Raw genomic sequence first — 2,998 nt, 5'->3', positions numbered from 1 at the left:
GCTTCTTTTTCATCGGCAATGCGATAGCTAAACTCAGTAAGATTGCGTCTGCCAAGACATTCGCAAAACTTGCGGAGACTGCCCGGTTGTTCGGGAATTGTAACGGCATAAATAGCTTCGCGGCGTTCGCCAAACTCGGCTCGTTCTGCGACAAAGCGGAGGCGATCGAAGTTCATGTTAGCACCGCAGGCAACGGCAACTAGCGTTTGTCCTTCAATTTGCTCCCGTTCGGCGTAGGCTTTCGCACCTGCGATCGCTAATGCACCTGCTGGTTCTAAAATCGATCGCGTATCCTCAAATACGTCTTTAATTGCAGCACAAGTGTCATCCGTATCCACCAAAATGATTTCATCGACGTACTCTTGACACAGCCGGAAGGTTTCTTCCCCGACTTCCCGCACTGCAACCCCATCGGCAAATAAACCGACATTCGACAAGCGCACCCGTTTCCCTGCTTTCAGGGATTGAGACATAGCATCGGAATCGACGGGTTCAACGCCAATAATCTTAATATCGGGACGCAACCGTTTTACATACGCCGCAATCCCAGAAATCAATCCGCCGCCCCCAATCGCCACAAAAATAGCATGAATAGGTTGCTGACATTGCCGCAGAATTTCCATCCCAATTGTCCCCTGTCCGGCAATTACGTGCGGGTCATCAAAGGGGTGAATAAAAGTTAAACCTTTTTCCGTCTCCAGTTGACGGGCAAAGGCATAGGCATCGTCGTAAGTGTCTCCATGCAATACAACTTCTCCCCCTCGCGCTTTAACGGCATCCACCTTCACTTGAGGTGTGGTGACTGGCATAACGATAATCGCTTGCGTTCCTAGCTGACGCGCAGCAAGGGCGACTCCTTGGGCATGGTTCCCGGCTGATGCAGCAATTACACCCTGTGCCAGCATATCCGGCGACAGGTGCGCCATCTTGTTGTAAGCGCCCCGCAGCTTGAAGGAGAAGACTGATTGCATATCCTCCCGCTTAAGCAGGAGTTTGTTATTGAGCCGTGCGGAGAGGTTTGGAGCGTATTCTAGGGGAGTTTCTTGGGCGACATCGTAGACACGAGCCGTCAGGATTTGTACCAGGTAGTCGCAAAGCATGGGGTGAAGGGGGTTGCAGATGGCGGATGGAAGACAATTTTACTTCACTGGTAGATTCTGTGGCGTGGAAGTGAGGATGCGATCACCCTCTATATAACCCTTATTAAGAATTTAGTAAAAATATACTCTATGTTGGAATCTTATTTAGACTTGATATAAGCTGTTGAATAAATAGTTAGACCGCTTAAGCTATCTGTCAGGGAGCAATCTAAAAGTTGTCCGTGGGGTGCTATCGCTAAGCAGCTACAAATTTTGATTAAATGTACCTTGTCAATGATGTTCAAGATTTAATTAGGATACTAATAGAACTCAGCGTATGAGAACTACACGTCAAATATATTTTGCAAAAATAGCATTTTATCTCACAGTTTTGTCTCTTCTTTCTGCTTACTCATGTATCCCAACCATAAATACAAACAATAAAATGAAAGTGGAAGTAGAACACTTAGAGGAGGCTATAAAAACTCTAAATACAGGTATCAATACTCTTAGGACGGAGTCTGGAAGCTGGCAAGAAACCTTGAAAGATGTCCAGAAAAAGATAGCCGATGACGTACAGTCTACTATCGAAACTGAAATTACACAGCTTATTGATCATGGGGTTTCAGTCATTGGTCAAGAATCTAGATGTAATGTTGATTTTGTAGCCAAAAGATCGCGGATTGAGTTGATCAGAATTAAGAATGAATTGATCACCAAAAGGAATGGACTGGCACAAAAAATAGGAATTCCTCCCATACCCCTTGATACAGTTCCGCCTGTAAAACCAGCTATATGCATAGTTAGTCCTAGTAGTCTTGATCTGACACTACCTCCAGACAGAAGAAAGACAATCGACATTAGTGGTTATGACTTTGATTCAGCACCAATTGTAGTCCTACTAAAAAATGGCGATCAAGAAATAGATGTAACTCATCCTTATTTAGGTCAGACATCTCCCTTCCTTATATCGCTGAATGTAGGCGCTAATGGAGTGCGTCTGTCGTCCAATAGTCAGCAGTTTATAGTGAGAGCAGATGGGAAGCAGATATCTAGCATTAACATCATCTCTCCATCTGCTCAACAAGATCAGCTAACTAACCCAGTACGAGCAGATCAAGAGGTTGGTAACGGTGGTTGGAATGGGTCTATTGCTGCTACTGATGGTTATGTTTACTTGGCAACCCCTGACGGAAAATTGAGAAGAGGTAAAATTTCCTCTAGTGTTGGAACTGAAGTGATTGGTGATGCTGGTTGGAATGGGTCTATTGCTGCTGCTGATGGTTATGTTTACTTGGCAACCCCTGACGGAAAATTGAGAAGAGGTAAAATTTCCTCTAGTGTTGGAACTGAAGTGATTGGTGATGCTGGTTGGAATGGGTCTATTGCTGTTGCTGATGGTTATGTTTACGTGGCAACCCCCGACGGAAAATTGAGAAGAGGTAAAATTTCTTCTAGTGTTGGAACTGAAGTGATTGGTGATGCTGGTTGGAATGGGTCTATTGCTGCTACTGATGGTTTTATCTTCCTGGCAACGCCTGATGGACGACTATTGCGCGGGCGTTTGTAAATTACTACTTTAGTGTGATCGTGCATCGCCATAGATTGGGTTGATCAAGGAAACCCAACATCCCATTATTCACTACCAACACGACTATCAAATTCAATTGGGCTATCCACGCCCCAATCTCCTGTATAAGTACCGTCTCGCATATAGCAATGAAAACTGGAAGCAAAGTTGAGGCGTGATAGGCACAATACTCATCTTGAAGCTATAAAAGCGCGATCGCAAGCAGGAATGAACAGAGCGATCGCTCGTGGAGGTTGGTTTTGGCTGTATGTAGAAGTGCGATCACAGTTGCAACCGTGTCAAGTTACCGCCAGGTTATCTGTGGAACGACCAAGATTACATTGCCTCG

Annotated in this window: 3 protein-coding genes; 2 read left to right on the top strand and 1 reads right to left on the bottom strand. The window is 45.1% G+C overall.

Annotated elements, in window-relative coordinates; genetic code table 11:
- The coding region (gene ilvA / locus H6F50_RS08005) for a threonine ammonia-lyase, biosynthetic (protein WP_190428188.1) at nt 1-1,100 on the bottom strand (1,100 nt) is incomplete at its 3' end.
- Nucleotides 1,101-1,416: 316 nt separating this feature from the next.
- On the opposite strand from ilvA, the gene H6F50_RS08000 reads away from it, so the two are divergent.
- Nucleotides 1,417-2,649, top strand: coding sequence for a PQQ-binding-like beta-propeller repeat protein (locus H6F50_RS08000; protein ID WP_190428185.1), 1,233 nt, complete (start codon nt 1,417-1,419; stop codon nt 2,647-2,649).
- 168 nt (nt 2,650-2,817) lie between these two features.
- On the top strand, nt 2,818-2,998 hold a 181-nt coding region (locus tag H6F50_RS26720), incomplete at its 3' end, for a hypothetical protein (RefSeq protein WP_206754824.1).

The sequence above is a fragment of the Coleofasciculus sp. FACHB-712 genome (assembly GCF_014695635.1).
Lineage (GTDB): Bacteria > Cyanobacteriota > Cyanobacteriia > Cyanobacteriales > FACHB-T130 > FACHB-T130.
This window is presented reverse-complemented; position numbering and strand designations above follow the sequence as displayed.

Excerpts from the sequence above, each read along its gene's own strand:
- H6F50_RS08000 (WP_190428185.1), top strand. The coding sequence starts at position 1,417 with ATGAGAACTACACGTCAAATATATTTTGCAAAAATAGCATTTTATCTC.